This is a genomic window from Micromonospora sp. DT231 (assembly GCF_049847025.1).
GTDB lineage: Bacteria > Actinomycetota > Actinomycetes > Mycobacteriales > Micromonosporaceae > Micromonospora.
Genome location: NZ_JBNCNO010000001.1, coordinates 530,528 through 546,180 on the forward strand (window position 1 = coordinate 530,528; position 15,653 = coordinate 546,180).

At 70.7% G+C, this 15,653-nt stretch carries 12 protein-coding genes and 1 riboswitch; of the genes, 7 read left to right on the forward strand and 5 right to left on the reverse strand.

What is annotated here, in order from left to right; all coding sequences use genetic code 11:
- Positions 1-32: 32 nt before the first annotated feature.
- Positions 33-755, reverse strand: coding sequence for a FadR/GntR family transcriptional regulator (locus ACPXBU_RS02210; RefSeq protein ID WP_393368698.1), 723 nt, complete (start codon positions 753-755; stop codon positions 33-35).
- Positions 756-764: 9 nt separating this feature from the next.
- Positions 765-2,159, reverse strand: a complete 1,395-nt coding sequence (locus ACPXBU_RS02215) for an L-fuconate dehydratase (RefSeq protein WP_393368701.1) — start codon at positions 2,157-2,159, stop codon at positions 765-767.
- Positions 2,160-2,714: 555 nt separating this feature from the next.
- Positions 2,715-2,931: riboswitch (cobalamin riboswitch) on the forward strand.
- A gap of 196 nt (positions 2,932-3,127) precedes the next feature.
- Between ACPXBU_RS02215 and ACPXBU_RS02220 the strand changes: the two genes are divergently transcribed.
- Both ACPXBU_RS02220 and ACPXBU_RS02225 read left to right on the forward strand, forming a co-directional pair.
- Positions 3,128-5,446, forward strand: a complete 2,319-nt coding sequence (locus ACPXBU_RS02220; RefSeq protein ID WP_425756681.1) for a ribonucleoside-diphosphate reductase subunit alpha — start codon at positions 3,128-3,130, stop codon at positions 5,444-5,446.
- A gap of 47 nt (positions 5,447-5,493) precedes the next feature.
- Positions 5,494-6,489, forward strand: a complete 996-nt coding sequence (locus ACPXBU_RS02225; RefSeq protein ID WP_393369115.1) for a ribonucleotide-diphosphate reductase subunit beta — start codon at positions 5,494-5,496, stop codon at positions 6,487-6,489.
- Between the two features lie 126 nt (positions 6,490-6,615).
- Here ACPXBU_RS02225 and ACPXBU_RS02230 read toward each other — a convergent pair whose 3' ends face one another.
- Positions 6,616-7,536: a MerR family transcriptional regulator gene (locus ACPXBU_RS02230; protein WP_425756002.1), complete on the reverse strand. Its 921-nt coding sequence runs from the start codon at positions 7,534-7,536 to the stop codon at positions 6,616-6,618.
- 118 nt (positions 7,537-7,654) lie between these two features.
- Here ACPXBU_RS02230 and eno point away from each other — a divergent pair, with 118 nt between their 5' ends.
- From eno to ACPXBU_RS02245, 3 genes are all read left to right on the forward strand, one after another.
- Complete coding sequence (gene eno / locus ACPXBU_RS02235) at positions 7,655-8,920, forward strand: phosphopyruvate hydratase (RefSeq protein WP_425756004.1); 1,266 nt, start codon at positions 7,655-7,657, stop codon at positions 8,918-8,920.
- A 93-nt stretch (positions 8,921-9,013) separates the two neighbouring features.
- The gene (locus ACPXBU_RS02240) at positions 9,014-9,511 is read left to right on the forward strand and encodes a GNAT family N-acetyltransferase (protein ID WP_425756006.1); all 498 of its coding nucleotides are present in this window, start codon (positions 9,014-9,016) and stop codon (positions 9,509-9,511) included.
- 261 nt (positions 9,512-9,772) lie between these two features.
- Positions 9,773-12,388 carry an ATP-binding protein gene (locus ACPXBU_RS02245; RefSeq protein WP_425756008.1) on the forward strand — a complete coding sequence of 872 codons (2,616 nt, stop codon included), beginning with the start codon at positions 9,773-9,775 and terminating at the stop codon, positions 12,386-12,388.
- 61 nt (positions 12,389-12,449) lie between these two features.
- Here the strand turns inward: ACPXBU_RS02245 and ACPXBU_RS02250 are convergent, their stop codons facing one another.
- Together ACPXBU_RS02250 and ACPXBU_RS02255 are read right to left on the reverse strand one after the other, a co-directional pair.
- Entirely contained in the window at positions 12,450-13,964 is a 1,515-nt protein-coding gene (locus ACPXBU_RS02250; protein WP_425756010.1) for a cellulose binding domain-containing protein, read from the reverse strand.
- Positions 13,965-14,093: 129 nt separating this feature from the next.
- Positions 14,094-14,447, reverse strand: a complete 354-nt coding sequence (locus tag ACPXBU_RS02255) for a TraR/DksA family transcriptional regulator (protein ID WP_425756012.1) — start codon at positions 14,445-14,447, stop codon at positions 14,094-14,096.
- Between the two features lie 109 nt (positions 14,448-14,556).
- On the opposite strand from ACPXBU_RS02255, the gene ACPXBU_RS02260 reads away from it, so the two are divergent.
- Together ACPXBU_RS02260 and ACPXBU_RS02265 are read left to right on the forward strand one after the other, a co-directional pair.
- Positions 14,557-15,147 carry a TetR/AcrR family transcriptional regulator gene (locus tag ACPXBU_RS02260; protein WP_425756014.1) on the forward strand — a complete coding sequence of 197 codons (591 nt, stop codon included), beginning with the start codon at positions 14,557-14,559 and terminating at the stop codon, positions 15,145-15,147.
- A 120-nt stretch (positions 15,148-15,267) separates the two neighbouring features.
- A complete protein-coding gene (locus ACPXBU_RS02265; RefSeq protein WP_393368721.1) occupies positions 15,268-15,618 on the forward strand; it encodes a DUF1330 domain-containing protein in 351 nt (116 codons plus the stop codon).
- Positions 15,619-15,653: the final 35 nt, after the last annotated feature.

Consider the following 15,653-nt stretch of genomic DNA (forward strand, 5'->3'; position numbering starts at 1 on the left):
CGTAGCGGGTCGCCGTACGCCGGAGTGGTTGTTCAGAACCGCGCCGGCTCGACGTTTGCCTCACCGTCGTCGGGTTGCCCGTGCAGCGATTCCTCCACCCCGATCAGGTGGTTGGCCATCCGGATCCGGGCGCGTTCCGGGTCCCGGGCCACGAGGGCCTTCAGGATCGCGACGTGCTCGTCGTGGGTACGCCGGTCCGCGCCCTCCTCGTGCAGGCTCCGCCAGAGCCGCCCGCGCAGCGTGCGCCCGGCGAACGCCTCGATCAGACCGACGAGCACCGGATTGTCGGCGTGCACCGCGATGATCCGGTGGAACGCGATGTCGATCTCCATGATCCGTTCGTGCTCCTGCGGCGACCGACCGGCGATCCGCGCGGCCTCGTCGAGGAGCACCCCCGCCTGGGCGAGGGCCTCGTCGGTGATCCTGGTCGCCGCCAGCCGGGCGGCCTCGCACTCCAGCAGCCGCCGGACGATGTGGACGTGCCGTGCGTCGCCCTGGCCCTGGAAGTCGACCACGAAGCCCATCGGGGCCAGCAGCTGCGGCGCGTCGAGGTTCGTGACGTAGGTGCCGTCACCCTGGCGGATGTTGACGATGCCGAGGATCGACAGAGCCGACATCCCCTCGCGCAGCGAGCCCCGCGAGACGCCGAGCGACTCGGCGAGGTCCTTCTCGATGGGCAGGCGGTCCCCGGGCTTGAAGTGCCCTTCGAGGATCATCCGCTTGATGCCGTTCACCACCTCGTCGGTGCGCGACATGACATCCCCCTAGCGGCCGGCGGGCGTGGCCGTCCCACCCGCGATCACGTACGACTCCGGAGAAGACACCGTAGTCGGGTCTGTCGTCGCCCAGTAGCCGCCGTCGGGGAACCGGTAGAGCTCGACCGACTCCTGGCGCATCCGGGTGGAGTAGCCGGGCTGGCGGGGCAGGACGTAACCGCTGCCCGAGCCGGTGTCCTGGATGATGCACGGGTCGGTGAAGTGCTCGTGCAGGTGGTCGACGAACTCGGTCACCCGGTTGGTGAGATCTCCGGAGATCGCGACGTAGTCGAGCACCGACACGTGCTGGACCATCTCGCACAGCCCGACACCGCCGGCGTGGGGGCACACGGGGATGTCGAACTTCGCGGCGAGCAGCAGCACGGCGACGATCTCGTTGATGCTTGCCAACCTGCCGGTGTCCAGTTGGCAGAAGTCGATGGCCTCGGCCTGGAACAACTGCTTGAACATCACCCGGTTGTGGCAGTGCTCGCCGGTGGCGACTCCGATCGGAGCGACGGCGCGGCGGACGGCGGCGTGGCCCAGGATGTCGTCGGGGCTGGTCGGCTCCTCGATCCATAGTGGCTCGAACTGGGCGAGGGCCTTGACCCACTCGATGGCCTGACCGACGTCCCACACCTGGTTGGCGTCGATCATCAGGTTGCGGTCCGGGCCGAGGATCTCCCGGGCGATGCCGCACCGGCGGATGTCGTCCTCGAGGTTGGCGCCCACCTTCAGCTTGACGTAGCCGTAGCCGGTGTCCACCGCCTCCTGGCACAGCCGGCGCAGCTTGTCGTCGCCGTAGCCGAGCCAGCCGGCCGAGGTGGTGTAGGCGGGGTAGCCCGTCCGGTCGAGCTCGGCGAGACGGGCCGCCTTCGTGCCCTCCTTGGCGCGCAGGATGGCCAGCGCCTCGTCCCGGGTCAGCGCGTCGGACAGGTAGCGCAGGTCCGCGATGTCGACGAGTTCCTCGGGGGACATGTCGACGAGCAGCCGCCACAGCGGCTTGCCGGCGACCCGGGCGACCAGGTCCCACGACGCGTTCAGCACGGCGGCCAGCGACAGGTGGACGACGCCCTTCTCCGGGCCGAGCCACCGCAGTTGCGAGTCGGAGGTGAGCAGGCGGTAGACCGCGCCCATGTCCGACGCCATCGTCGCGACGTCCACGCCCACGAGACGCTGTGCCTGGTGGACGGCCGCCGCGACGACGATGTCGTTGCCCCGGCCGATGGTGAAGGTCAGACCGTGGCCCGCGAGTGGCGCACCGGTGCTGTCGACGCCGTCGGTGTGCAGGACGACATAGGCCGCCGAGTAGTCGCCGTCCTTGTTCATGGCGTCGGAGCCGTCAGCGGTCAGGGAGGTGGGGAAGCGGACGTCCTCGACGGTGACGGCGGTGATCTGCGGCATGCGCTCCTCGCCCGGTTAGGCTAAAGATCAGATGATCTCTGGGAGTATACGGAGGGTCAATCCGACGCGTCAACGACGTCGATCACCCGGGAATCGAAGACATCTAATGTTTTTCCCGCGCCGCCGATTCGTCGACGTGCCGTCGGCGCGGTCGACGTGCCTGGTCCGCAGGCCCCGGCCGGGGCGATGGCGGTCTGTGTCGCGCTGGTAGACGCCCTGACTGCCGGCGACGCCGCGGGCTGCGGAGGCGCCCCGAGAGCGATGGGGACGGTGACGCGAGAAGTGGATAGTGGTCCGGAAGATTGGATGTCCACTCCGGAAAGTTGCATTGACCGTCGAGTATGGGTAGGGGTCTTTACATCTAAAGACTTAATACATCACACCTTTCCGAATGTCGACACCCGCTCGGCCTGCCGCGTGCCGCGCGGGCGTTCGCCGGCCGCGCGTCGACGGGACCCGGCCCGGTAGGCGTGGCCGGTGACGACCATCACGGGCGTCGCCGTCGACACGCCCGAGACCGACATGTGGGGTGTGACAACGGCAGCGTCCCTATATATGGTGTCGAGCGCAGCTGGTTCGACCGCTCAGCCCGAGCGGTCGAGGCAAGAGGGAACCCGGTGGAAATCCGGGACTGTCCCGCAGCGGTGAGTGGGAACGACAGCCGTCATGAGCACTGGGCCACGAATCGGCCTGGGAAGCGACGGCCAGTAGGAGACCGGCCAACCCGGTCGTGCCCACGAGTCCGAAGACCTGCCAGCGCGCCGCGTACCCACACCCGGGTGAGCGGCGGTCCGAGGCCGCGTGGGACGGCCGACGCCACCTGACCCACGCCGTCCCGGCGTGGCGTCCGCCGGTGTCTGTCTCCACGCGTTCGAGGGGCCATCAGGTCTCGAACTCGCGAGGAGTGAGTGGTGACAGTCACCGAGGTAGTCCCGGCAGTCGGCGACCCGGCCGTACGGCGGACGCCGATGCAGGTCCGCAAGCGCAACGGCGCCACCGAATCCGTGGACGTCAACAAGATCGTCCGGGCGGTCGAGCGGTGGGCCGACGACCTGACCGACGTCGACCCCATGCGGGTCGCCACCCGCACGATCAGCGGCCTGTACGACGGCGCGACGACTGCCGAGCTGGACCGGCTCTCCATCCAGACCGCGGCCGAGATGATCGGCGAGGAACCGCAGTACTCCCGCCTCGCCGCCCGGCTGCTCTCCAGCTACGTCGGCAAGGAGGTCCGTCGGCAGGGCGTGACCTCGTTCAGCACGGCGATCCGGATCGGCCACGCCGAGGGCCTGATCGGCGACGACACCGCCGCGTTCGTCGCCGCGCACGCCCCGATGCTCGACGACGCCGTCGATCCGGACGGTGACCGGCGGTTCGAGTACTTCGGCCTGCGCACGGTGTACGACAGGTACCTGCTGCGCCACCCGACCAGCCGCCTGGTGCTGGAGACCCCGCAGTACTGGCTGCTGCGGGTGGCCTGCGGGCTGTCCCAGACGCCGGACGAGGCCGTCGACTTCTACCGACTCATGTCCAGCCTGGCCTATCTGCCCAGCTCACCGACGTTGTTCAACTCCGGCACCCGGCACACCCAGATGTCCTCCTGCTATCTGGTCGACTCCCCACGCGACGAGCTGGACTCGATCTACCAGCGCTACGCCCAGGTCGCCAACCTGTCCAAGTTCGCCGGCGGCATCGGCATCGCGTACTCCCGGGTTCGCTCCCGGGGCGCGCTGATCCGCGGCACCAACGGGCAGTCCAACGGGATCGTGCCGTGGCTGCGCACGCTGGACGCGAGCGTCGCCGCCGTCAACCAGGGCGGCCGGCGCAAGGGCGCGGCCTGCGTCTACCTGGAGCCGTGGCACCCGGACATCGAGGAGTTCCTGCAACTGCGGGACAACACCGGCGAGGACGCCCGGCGCACCCACAACCTCAACCTGGCCAACTGGGTCCCGGACGAGTTCATGCGCCGGGTCGAGGCCGACGAGATGTGGTCGCTGTTCGACCCGCACGAGGCGCCCGAGCTGCCCGACCTGTGGGGGGAGCGGTTCGACGCCGCGTACCGCCAGGCCGAGGCGCAGGGCCGCCACGTGCGGCAGGTCCCGGCGCGGGAGCTGTACGGGAAGATGATGCGCACCCTGGCCCAGACCGGCAACGGGTGGATGACGTTCAAGGACGCCGCCAACCGGCTCTGCAACCAGACCGCCGAAGACGGCAACGTGGTGCACCTGTCCAACCTCTGCACCGAGATCATCGAGGTGTCCAGTGACGCCGAGACCGCCGTGTGCAACCTCGGCTCGGTGAACCTCGCCGCGCACCTCACCGACGGTGGCATCGACTGGGAGCGGCTGCGCGCCACGGTCCGTACCGCCGTCACCTTCCTCGACCGGGTCATCGACATCAACTACTACCCGACCGCGCAGGCGGCGGCGAGCAACCCCCGCTGGCGGCCGGTCGGGCTCGGGCTGATGGGTCTCCAGGACGTCTTCTTCGCGCTGCGGCTGCCGTTCGACTCACCGGCCGCCCGGGAGCTGTCCACCCGGATCAGCGAGGAGCTGTACCTGACCGCGCTGGAGACCTCCGCCGACCTGGCGCGTCGCTTCGGCGCGCACCCGGCGTACGCGCAGACCCGCGCCGCGCGCGGCCAGTTGCAGCCCGACCTGTGGGGCGTCCAGGGCACGCAGACCGCCAGGTGGGACGCGTTGCGCCAGCGGGTCCAGGCGGACGGGCTGCGCAACTCGCTGCTGGTGGCGGTCGCCCCGACCGCGACGATCGCGTCGATCGCCGGGTGCTACGAGTGCATCGAGCCGCAGGTGTCCAACCTCTTCAAGCGCGAGACCCTGTCGGGGGAGTTCCTCCAGGTCAACACCGCGCTGGTCCGCGAGCTGAAGGCCCGCGGCCTGTGGACCGAGCGGATCCGGTCGGCGATCAAGCGGGCGGAGGGGTCGGTGCAGGACATCGCCGAGCTGCCGGCCGGCGTCCGGGAGTTGTTCCGCACCGCCTGGGAACTGCCGCAGCGTGCTCTGATCGACCTGGCCGCCGCCCGGGCCCCGTTCATCGACCAGTCCCAGTCGCTGAACCTGTTCCTGGCCGCACCGACAATCGGCAAGCTCTCCTCGATGTACCTGTACGCCTGGAAGGCCGGGCTGAAGTCCACGTACTACCTGCGCTCCCGCCCCGCCACCCGGATCCAGCAGGCCACCGTCGCGGTGCTCGCGCCGGTGGTGGCCGACGCGGAGGCGCTGGCCTGCTCGCTGGAGAACCCCGAGTCGTGCGAGGCCTGCCAGTGACCCCCGCCGACGCCACCACCGCCACCACCGACACGAGGACCACGCACATGCTGCTCGACCCCGGGATGGACCTCACCCTCCGCCCGATGCGCTACCCACACTTCTTCGACAGGTTCCGCGACGCCATCCGCAACACCTGGACCGTCGAGGAGGTCGACCTGCACGCCGACCTCGCCGACCTGGACAAGCTGTCGCCGGCCGAGCGGCACCTGGTCAGCCGGCTGGTGGCGTTCTTCGCCACCGGCGACACCATCGTCGCCAACAACCTGGTGCTCAACCTCTACCAGCACGTCAACAGCCCCGAGGGTCGCCTCTACCTGTCCCGGCAGCTCTTCGAGGAGGCCGTGCACGTCCAGTTCTACCTCAACCTGCTCGACACGTACGTGCCGGACGAGGCCGAACGCTTCGAGGCGTTCGCCGCCATCGAGAACATCCCCTCGATCCGCCGTAAGGCCGAGTTCTGCTTCCGCTGGATCGACTCCCTGGGCGACCTGCGAGAGCTGCGGACCCGGGACGACCGCCGGACGTTCCTGCTCAACCTGATCTGCTTCGCCGCCTGCATCGAGGGGCTGTTCTTCTACGGCGCGTTCGCGTACGTCTACTTCCTGCGCTCCCGCGGCCTGCTGCACGGCCTCGCCTCCGGCACCAACTGGGTGTTCCGCGACGAGTCGATGCACATGGCGTTCGCCTTCGACGTCGTCGACACCGTCCGCGCCGAGGAACCGGACCTGTTCGACGACGACCTCGCCGACCAGGTGCGGCAGATGCTCGCCGAGGCCGTCGAGTGTGAGGTGCAGTTCGCCGAGGACCTGGTGGGCCACGGGGTGCCCGGCCTGACGTTGGCCGACATGCGGGAGTATCTCCAGCACGTCGCCGACCGCCGCCTGGCCCAGCTCGGCATCGCCCCGCACTACGGGTCGAGCAACCCGTTCGCGTTCATGGAGTTGCAGGACGTGCAGGAGCTGTCCAACTTCTTCGAGCGGCGGGTGTCGGCGTACCAGGTCGGGGTGGCCGGCACCGTCGCCTTCGACGACGACTTCTAGGAAGCCCACGCGCCCCGTCCGCGCCGATCTTGCACTTTCTGTTGTCGATATGCGCGCAATGCTCTCTTATGTCGCGACAGGAAGTGCAAGATCGCGGGGAAGGGGCGGCGAGTTCGACGACGACTGCTAGGCAGCGGCGGCGACCGATCCCGGGGCCTGGCGTCGCTTGGTGAGCCACCGCATCACGTGCAGCGGGTGCGACGCCGGGTCCGGAATCGGGTGGAAGACGTGTTCCACCTCGCCGTCGGCGATGATCAGGGTCAACCGCTCGTAGAGCGTCATGTCCCCCGCGGTGCGCGTCGGCAGCCGCAGCGCGGCGGCCAGGGTCAGCCGCGGGTCGGGGATCAGCGGGTAGGGCAGCCGCAGCCGGTGGGCGAGTTCCCGCTGGTAACCGGTCGACTGCGCGGACAGGCCGTACACCCGCGCCGCGCCGGCCGCGCGGAGTTCCGCGTGGTGGTCGCGGAACCACGCGGCCTGCTCGGTGCTGCCCCGGGCGCCATGGACCTCCAGCAGACCGTTGGGCAGATCGACGCCCGGCCGCCCGGTCAGGGGGTACACGAAGATGACGCTGCGTCCGACGCCGAGCGCGCCGAGATCGACAGGTCGGCCGTCGGTGCCGTAGAAGGACAGCTGCGGCAGGCGGGTCCCAACCAGCGTGGCGGGGTCGGCGCCGACCGTGTCACCGCCGGGGACGACCTGGGTCGCGGCCGCGTCGAGACGCGCGTCCAGTGCGTCCCGCTGGGCGGTCAACCTGCCGATCCGCTCCTGCAGGCCGGTGATGGTGCTGCGGTACGTGGCCACCGCCGCCGCGCACACGTCGGCGTCGTCGGCGCCACCGGCGATCGACTCGACGAACGGGCGGGTCTCCTCGACGGTGAGGCCGAGCGCCATCAACTCGCGGATCTGGGCCACCAGGCGCACCGCGATCGGGTCGTACTCCCGATAGCCGTTGCCCAGCCGTCGGGGCACGACCAGCCCGGCCGACTCGTAGTATCGCAGGGCCCGGACCGTCGTCCCGGTCCGTCGTGCCAGTTCACCCACCCGCATCCCGCGACCCTAAACCCGTACCCCGGGGTACGGGTCAACGTGTCGATCATCGCGGTGCCAGGACGGCCGTTTCCTGCCAGTCTGGCGATGAAAAGGCATCCTGAGCAGGGAGTGTGTGATGACGGCAATCAGCCGGGTACGGGGTCGGCAGATCCTCGACAGCAGGGGCAACCCGACCGTGGAGGCCGACGTGGTGCTCACCGACGGTTCGAGCGGGCGCGCGGCCGTGCCCTCCGGGGCGTCGACGGGAGCGAACGAGGCTGTCGAGCTGCGCGACGGGGATCACACGCGCTTTCACGGCAGGGGCGTCACGACGGCGGTCGCCGCCGTGAACGGTGCGATCGCCGACGCGGTGATCGGGCTCGACGCGGAGGACCAGGCGTTCGTCGACGAGACGATGATCGCTCTTGACGGTTCGACGGACAAGAGTCGACTCGGCGCCAACGCGATCCTCGCGGTGTCCCTGGCGGCGGCAAAGGCGGCGGCATCGGCGCACCGGCAGCCGCTGTACCGCTACGTCGGCGGGGTGGGGGCCCGGCTGCTGCCGGTGCCGATGATGAACATCATCAACGGCGGCGCGCACGCCGACAACCCGCTGGACTTCCAGGAATTCATGATCGCTCCGGTCGGGGCGCGGACGTTCGCCGAGGCGGTCCGGATGGGCGCGGAGGTCTTCCACACCCTCCGGAGGTCCCTGGCGGCGGCCGGGCACAGCACGAACGTCGGTGACGAGGGCGGCTTCGCGCCGACCTTCACCGACGCCGACGAGGCGCTGCGTTTCGTGCTGCGCGCGATCGAGGACGCCGGCTACGAGCCCGGCGCCGACCTGACGATCTGCCTCGACCCGGCCAGCTCGGAGTTCTTCACCGACGGCGTCTACGACTACGTCGGCGAGGGGCGGCGGCGCACCGTCGAGGAGCACGTCGACTACCTGCTCGACCTGGTCTCCCGGTACCCGATCAGCTCGGTCGAGGACCCGATGGCCGAGGACGACATCGCCGGGTGGAAGCGGCTGACCGCGCTGGCGGGGGAGCGGGTGCAGTTGGTCGGCGACGACGTCTTCTGCACCGACGTCGACCGCCTGCGTGACGGGATCGAGGGCGGTTACGCAAACGCGATCCTGGTCAAGGTCAACCAGATCGGCACGCTCACCGAGACCCTCGCGACGGTGGACGCCGCCCACAAGGCGGGCTACCGGGTGGTGATGTCGCACCGCTCCGGCGAGACCGAGGACACCACGATCGCCGACCTGGCCGTGGGCGTCGGCTGCGGCCAGATCAAGACCGGCTCGCTGTCGCGCTCCGACCGCACCGCCAAGTACAACCAGCTCATCCGCATCGAGGAGGAGTTGGGCGACCGCGCCGTCTACGCGGGAACGCGCTGACTCCGGCGGCCCCTGCTCCGTGGGTGGGGCGTCTCTTGGGTGACGGGCCTAGGTTTACGTGCAGACAGCCTCTGATCTGGAGGGAACCTGCTGATGGCTGACATCACCGTGCGTTCCATGACTGCCGCCGACGCCGACCGGGTGCTGGCGATCTACCAGGCCGGCCTCGATGCCGGCAACGCCAGCTTCGAGACCACCGCGCCGACCTGGGCGGCATTCGACGCGACCCGGTTGACCGGGCACCGGTTCGTGGCCGTCGACCCCGACGGCACCGTTCTCGGCTGGATCGCCGTCTCGCCGACCTCGACCCGCGCGGTCTACGCCGGTGTGGTCGAGCACTCCGTCTATGTGGATCCAGCCGCCCAGGGCCGCGGCGTCGCCCGGCTGCTGTTGGAGGCGCTCGTCGCCTCCACCGAGGCCGCCGGCATCTGGACGATCCAGTCCGGGATCTTCCCGGAGAACGCCGCCAGCCTGACGCTGCACCGGCGGGCCGGGTTCCGGGTCGTCGGCGTACGCGAGCGGGTCGGTCGCCACCACGGCCGCTGGCGTGACGTCGTCCTGCTGGAACGCCGCAGTCCCGCCATCACCTGACGGCAGGCGTCAGTCGCCCGGGCTCGTCGGTACGGGTCAGTCCGGCAGGGCCACCCCCGGGCGGGAGGCTTCCTCGCGCCCGGGGGCGCGGCGACAGGGCCGACTGGGCCGGTCGGATCGACCAGACGACAGCGTGGGCGAGGACCGCCGGATTCGCCATGGTGATACTCACACTCGGTGCACAGCGGGCCGCAACTCGTCACGTACATGCGACCATCGATGCACGTTACGTAAGTGCGGGCGCTGGGTGGGTGGGGGAGCATGCCCAAGAGTCAGGTGCGGCGTGACCATTTCGGAGGTCTCCTCAGGACCCTCCGCCTGGAGCGGCGGCTGACCCAGGAGGAGCTTGCCGAAGCGGCCGGTTCCAGTGTCCGTGGCATCCGGGAGATGGAGCGCGGCCGGGTGCGCAGCCCGCAACGACGGACTGTGGTTCTGCTCGCCGACGCCCTGCGGCTGGCCGGGGCGGACCGCGACCATTTCGTCGCCCTGGCCCGGGTCGAGCGGCAGCCGCACGACCGAGCGGCGGTACCGGAGGACCACGCGGAGGTGCCGGAGGATCGCGTGAAGGTGCCGGAGGATCGCGTGACGGTGCCGGAGGACCGCGCGGCGGTGCCTGACCACTGCGCGGAGGTGCCGGAGGATCGCGTCACGGTGCCGGGCGATCACGCGGAGGTGCCGGAGGATCGCGTCACGGTGCCGGGCGACCGCGCGGAGGTGCCGCGCGATCGCCTGTCGGTGCCGCACGGCCGCCCGGCGGTGGTCGTACCCGGGGAACTGCCCGCCGCCGTTCCGGACCTGGCCGGCCGCGGGGAGATCCTGGAACGGCTCTCGGCGCTGGCCGCCGACGTCACCGTGGGACGGCCGGACACCGCCTCGGTGGTGGTGCTGCACGGGCCGCCGGGGATCGGCAAGACCAGCCTCGCCGTCGCCGCTGGACATCGGCTCAGCTCGGCCTTCGCCGGCGGTCAGCTCTTCGTCGACCTGCAGGGCGCCTCGCCGGACGGCCCGATCGACCCGTCCGAGGCGTTGGCCGGATTGCTGCGGTCGCTCGGGGTGCCGGACAGCCGGGTGCCGGTGTCGCCGGCCGAGCGGGGTGGTCTGTTCCGCACCCTCACCCGGGACCGGCCGCTGCTTGTGGTTCTGGACAACGCGGCAAGCGAGGCACAGATACGCCCACTGCTGCCGGCCGGGCGGGGATGCCTCGCGCTGGTCACCTCCCGGCGTCCACTGACGGGTCTCGCCGGCGCGGTCCGCCTGCCGCTCGACCTGCTCGCCCCGACGGCCGGTCGACTGCTGCTCGAGGCGATCGTCGGTGCCGACCGGATCGCCGCCGAGCCGGCCGCGGCCGACCACATCGTCAAACTCTGCGGCCGGCTGCCGCTGGCCGTCCGGATCGCCGGCAACCGCCTCGCCAGCCGTCCGCAGTGGTCGGTCGGCTGGCTGGTGGACCTGCTCCGCGACCAGCGTCAGCGGCTGACCGTGCTGACCGCTGGGGACCTGGGCGTCCGCTCCGCGTTCGAGGTCTCCTACCGGCAACTGGACCCGACGACCGCGCGGGTGTTCCGGCGGGCCTCGCTGATTCCCGGCACCGACTTCGAACCCGCGCTGGTCGCCGCCGTGGCCGGCACCGACGAGGAGACCGCGGCGGCGGCCCTGGAGGAGTTGGTCGAGGCCAGCGTCCTCCTGACCATGGGGGACCGGTACCAGTTCCACGACCTGGTCCGGCTCTACGCCCAGGAACGCCTCGACGCCGAGGAACAGCAGGCCAGCCGGACGGCGGCGCACGAGCAGATGGTCGGCTGGCTGCTGCGGCGTACCCGGGAGGCCGGCCTGATGTTCGAACCGGTCGCCCGTCGGGTCGACTCCCCGTTCGACGACGACCGGGCGGCGGCGTACTGGTTGGATCGGGAGTCCGGCAACTGGCTGGCGGCGCTGCGCGACGCGGCCCGGAGTGGCCGGCACGCGGACGTGGTCGCGGTCACCAGGGCTCTGCACTGGTACTCGGACGCCAACAGCCACCGGCACTCCTGGGACGAGATCTTCTCGCTGGGAGTGGCCGCGGCCCGGGCTGCCGGTAGCCCGCGCGACGAGGCCGTCCTGTTGAACTTCCTGGGCTGGGCCCGGTACTTCTGCCGGGACCGCAACACCGACGGGCTGGCCGCCCTGGCCCGGGCGCTGGAACTGGCCCGCCGGATCGGGGACCGCCGGGAGGAGGCGTGGGCGCTCGCCTACACCGCCGCCATCCTGATCCGCATCGGCCGCGGCCGGTCGGCCGTCGAGAGTGCCCGCCGGGCCATGAGCCTGTTCCGCGAGATCGGGTACGCCCTCGGCGAGCACAGCGCGGCGAGCGTGCTGGGCGGAGCGCTGGCCGCACTCGGCCGGTTCTCCGAAGCGGCCGAGTTGCACCGCGACGTGCTGGCGTTCTACGCCCAGGGCAACGGTCTCAGCCGTACCGGCGCGGCGGTGGCCCGGGCCGGCGCGATGATGAGTCTCGGCGCGGACCTGGCCGGGTTGGGCCGGTGGCGGGCCGCCGCCGACGAGTACGCCCGCGCCCGGCAGGTGTTCAACCGGTCCGGCGCGACGTTCAGCGAGGCCGTCGCCATCCACCGGTACGGGCTCGCGCTTCAGGCGTTGGGCGAGGTCGACGCGGCGGCCGAGGCGCTGCGGGCGGCGCTGGCCCTGTATGCCGCGCTGTCCTGCCCGTGGTGGGAGGCACAGACCCTGTCCGCGCTCGCGGCGCTGGCCGGCTCGGCTCCGGGCCGGGCCGCCGACGCCCGCCTGCTGCGCGAGCGGGCGCTCGACAGGTGCGGCGAACTGGACGCCCCGGAGGTGCGGACCCTGCGCGCCACCCTGCGACGCGAGCTTGCCGAGTCCTGATCCCGGACACGGACCGGGCCCCGCCGACGGTGCGGCGGGGCCCGGTGTGCAGGGACAGCTGTCAGTTGCAGGTGGTGCCGTTGAGGGTGAACGGTGCCGACGTGGCGGGGGGGCCGCTCGCGGTGAAGCCGAAGTTGACGGCGCCGCCGGTCGGGATGCTGGCGTTGTGGTTCTCGTTGGTGACGGTCACCGCCGAGCCGGCCTGCTGGAAGAGGCCGTTCCAGTGGCCCTCGACGAGTTGTCCACCCGGGAAGGTGAAGCCCAGCGACCAGCCGTTGGCGGCCGGGCCGTCGTTGTAGACGGTGACGCTGGCGCTGTAGCCGGTGACCCACGAGTTGGTGACGACGAAGGAGACCCGGCAGGTGCTGGCGATCTTCGTCGCCGGGACGATGTTGCCGTAGTCGTCGCGGGCGGTGGCGAAGTCCTGGAAGCCGAAGCCCCGACCGGCCGATCGGGTGGTGGTGCCGGCGGCGAGCACGGTGCCGTTGGCGTTGACGGCGTAGACCGGGCCGCCACTGTCGCCGCCCCGTGCGGCCTCGTTGCCGTCGAGCTGCGTGGCCTCGACGAGGTCCTCGATGTCGTCGTAGTGGTAGTCGACCCGCAGGTTGCAGACCGGACCGCCGATGGCACCCGCGGAGGTGTAGCCGGACTGGCACAGCAGTTGGCCGGGGAAGACCTCGGTCCAGCCGATGACCTGGGCGCGGACCTCGTCCTGCTGGCCGCCGACGTAGAGGTGGTTGCCGGGCGTTGCCGTCGAAATGATCATCGTGTCGTGGTCGTCGTTGCTGTCCACCGCGTAGCCGACCAGGGTGCCGGTGCCGGTGGTCTTGTTCCAGCCGACGTGCCAGGGTGAGCCGATGGCACCGCAGTGTTCGGCGGTGAGGATGTAACCGGCGTTGGTGTCGGCGTTGCGTACGCCGAAGCCCGCGGTACACCCGGGCGTGGTGAACCCGATGCCGGCCCCGCCGTCGAACGGCGCGGCGTCGTTGGCCCGTGACCGTTCGACCATCTGGTCGCGTTCGACGAGGCTGGTACGCACGCCGGTGACCGGTAGCTTCGGCAGCTTGGCGCTCGGGGTGCGGTCAACGGCGATCTCGATGCCGCTGCCGTCTGTGCGTAGCCGGACCGCGTGGCTGGCGTCCGTCGGGTCGGCCTCCACCACCGGCGTGAGTCTGGTGGCCGCCTTGCGCAGTTCGGCGCGGGAGTAGGTGGCGTTGGCCACCTCGACCGGCGCGGCGCGGCGGGCGGCGGTGACGGCCGCGGCGATGTCGGTGGGCGGCGCACCCTTCCACCACAGGGTGACGTGGTCGTCGACCAGGCCGATGCCCGCATAGCCGCGTGCCGGCGCGCGGTCCACCGCGGTGCGGATGACATTGGCCGCGTCGACAAGTGGGGCCTGGGCGACCATCTGGTCCAGGGTCTGTGCCGGGATGATGTCGAGGAGGGACTTGGCGGCCCCGGCGGCCCCCGGTTGGCCGGACTCCGCGTACGCGGAGGTGGGACCGGTGAGCGCCGTCGCGCCGACCAGTGCCCCGACGACCACCGTACGGGTGATCGCTTTCCGAAGTGATGTCATGCCGCTGAGTCAAGCAACGGCCGCTGCCGGGAGACAGGCAGGACGCCCGGCAGGAGTCAACATGCCGGCGGTCCTGCCGGCAGTCGTGCCGGGCGGTGTCGACGCCGTCGGGCGGGGCCGCCGGCACCGTCACCGCCGGCTGGCGCAGGCCACGCAGGTCCGCGCCGACGGGCGGGCCAGCAGGCGCTCGGCCGGAATGGGACGGGCGCACCGTTCACACACGCCGTAGCTGCCGTCGTCGACCCGGCCCAGCGCGACGTTCAGCTCGGCCAGGCGGCGGCGGGCCGCGCCCAGCACGGCGGTGAGCTGCGCGCGTTCGAAGGCGATGGTGCTGCCCTCGGGGTCGTGTTCGTCGTCGGCGTTCGACGACCGGGACGCCTCGAAGAGGCTCCGCAGGTCGCCCTCCAGGGCGGTGGCCTGGGCCTCGGTCTGCTCGCGTAGCCGCAGCAGTGCCTCGCGGACCGCGCTGGAGTCGCTGGTCATGGCCCTCCACGGTACTGCGGGATGACGGCGGTCACATCGCTGGCATTTCGAGACGACCGGTCATATCGTAGTGGTGTCAGCCAGGGCCCGAGCGAAGGAGCGTCACGACATGCCACGACCCAAGTCGTCGACCTCGGCCGGGACCAGGCAGCGGTTGTCCGACGCCGCGTTGGATCTGTTCCACATGCGCGGTTACAACGGGACGAGCGTTCAGGACATCGTCGCCGCCGCCGGTGCGCCCAAGGGCACCTTCTACAACCATTTCGCCAGTAAGGAGGATCTCGCCCTCGACTCGGTGGCGAGATACTCGGCGGCAATGGGGCTGGAGATGCTCGACGAGAAGCGGGGTGGGACGCCGCGCGAGCGGATCGTCGGCCACCTGCGATACATCACCGGCCTTGGCGACACGATGGGGGATCGCGGTTGCCTGCTGGGCAACTTCGCCAGTGAGATTCCCGCGCACAGCGACGTCTTGCGGGCTGCCGTCGACGCCGGTCTCGGTCGCTGGGTCGCCGTGCTCGCCGTGGCGATCGAGCAGGCGCGGGCTGCCGGTGAGGTGCACGGTGACGAGCCCGCCGGTGACCTGGCCGGCTTCATCGTCTCCAGCTACGAGGGTGCGGCGGCGCGGGCGAAGGCCTCCGGTGACCTGACCGCCCTCCACGAGTTCCTCACGATCACCACGGGGCGGATCCTCACGTGAGTCGCGCCGGATCCAAACCGTAATAGTCCGCGTTGTCCTGTTTGCCACGGACTGTATCCGTTATAAGACGACCGGTCGTACGCATTCGACCGGGTAACCATCACCCCATAGGAGTGAGACATGAGCACGTACCTGATCAACCACCTGCGTATCCCGGGTGGAGTGCCGACCGAGGAGTCCCTGCGTTACCTGGAGCAGGTGGAGGCCACCACCAAGCCGTACGGCGCGAAGTGGCTCGTCCTGGACGCCCAGGTGCAGGTCATCGAGGGCTCCTGGGAGGGCTCGGCGGTCCTGATCGAGTTCCCGGACGCGGAGACCGCGAAGGCCTGGTACAACTCCGCCGAGTACCAGGCGATCCTGCCGCTGCGCGTCAACCACACCATCAACGACCTGATCCTGGTGGACTCCGTCAGCCCCGACTTCACGGTGGCCGGCTACGCGCGTCAGATCCGGACCCTGCTCGGCCAGTGACAACCGCTCGCTGACCTGCCGTCGGGCGATCCCCG